The organism is Shewanella sp. 11B5 (assembly GCF_002836795.1).
In the GTDB taxonomy this organism is placed as follows: Bacteria; Pseudomonadota; Gammaproteobacteria; order Enterobacterales; family Shewanellaceae; genus Shewanella; species Shewanella frigidimarina.
Genome location: NZ_PJAP01000102.1, coordinates 1 through 1,282, shown reverse-complemented (window position 1 = coordinate 1,282; position 1,282 = coordinate 1). Strand labels below are relative to the sequence as shown.

The following is a 1,282-nucleotide window of genomic DNA, read 5'->3' as shown; positions in this document are numbered from 1 at the left end:
AGGTAAACCACTCATTGAACGAGTGGTGACGTTAACCGGTGAATCCATCGGTAAACCCGGAAACTATTGGCTTAGAATAGGCACAACAGTTGAAGATGCCCTTAGTCAAGTCAGCTTCCAGCCAGAAAGTTCACAAAAAGTCATCGTTGGCGGCCCCATGATGGGATACGCATTAGCCGATCTTGATGTACCTATATTAAAAGGCACCAACTGTTTATTAACACCAAGCCAAGCAGAAATAGCCCCAGATCCAGATGAAAAAGCCTGCATTCGTTGTGGTGAGTGTGCAGTCGCTTGCCCCGCATTATTATTACCGCAACAACTATTCTGGCACGCAAAAGCCGAAGAATATGACAAAGCTGCTAGTTTCAATTTAAAAGATTGTATTGAATGCGGTTGTTGCAGCTACGTATGCCCAAGTGACATTCCTTTAGTTGAATATTATCGTGTCGCAAAATCAGCATTGAAAAATGCTGCTGAAGAAAAGCTACAAGCTGAACAAGCAAAAATTCGCTTCGAAACACGCTTGCAACGACTTGAAGATGAAAAAAATGCTCGCGAAGAAAAGTCAAAACAAGCAGCCGCTAAACGTCAAGCGAATATGAAATCCGGTGATAAAGATGCGGTAGCGGCTGCAATGGCACGCATCGCTGCTAAAAAAGCACAAGCAGCAGAAGGAATCACTGCTGATCCTGCGGCAACAACACCTGATACCACTACAACAAAAGCAGCAATAGACGCTACCAGCGCGAAGAAAACAGCGGTTAATGCTGCGATTGAACGCGCGAAAGCTAAAAAAGCCGCCTTGGCTACTCAGTCTCAGAAAGATAATCAAAGTGATGTTGCTACGGTAACAAATGATATGCCTGTCGACACCATCGATCGCGCCAATGACAAAAAAACACAAATTGCAGCTGCCATTGCCAGAGCTAAAGCCAAGAAAGCGGCATTAGCTAATGAATCTGCCGAGAAAAATGACGTAGACGCCGAACAGCCTAACGATACCGTAAACGAAGTTAGTCCGGTAAATGAAACGGCTACAACAAGTGCAGTAGACCCGGCCGATGACAAAAAAGCTAAAATTGCTGCAGCCGTTGCCAAAGCGAAAGCCAGGAAAGCAGCATTCGCTGGTGATTCTACCGAGAAAAATGACGTAGACGGTGATCAGACTAGCGATACTATAAGCAAAGTTAATCCGGCAATCGAAGTAGATACAACTATTACAGCAACCTCAGTCGATGACAAAAAGGCTAGAATTGCTGCTGCCGTTGCCAAAGCGAAA

At 44.9% G+C, this 1,282-nt stretch carries 1 protein-coding gene; it reads left to right on the top strand.

Annotated elements, in window-relative coordinates:
* The coding region (gene rsxC / locus CXF78_RS00845) for an electron transport complex subunit RsxC (RefSeq protein WP_102035714.1) at nt 1-1,282 on the top strand (1,282 nt) is incomplete at both ends.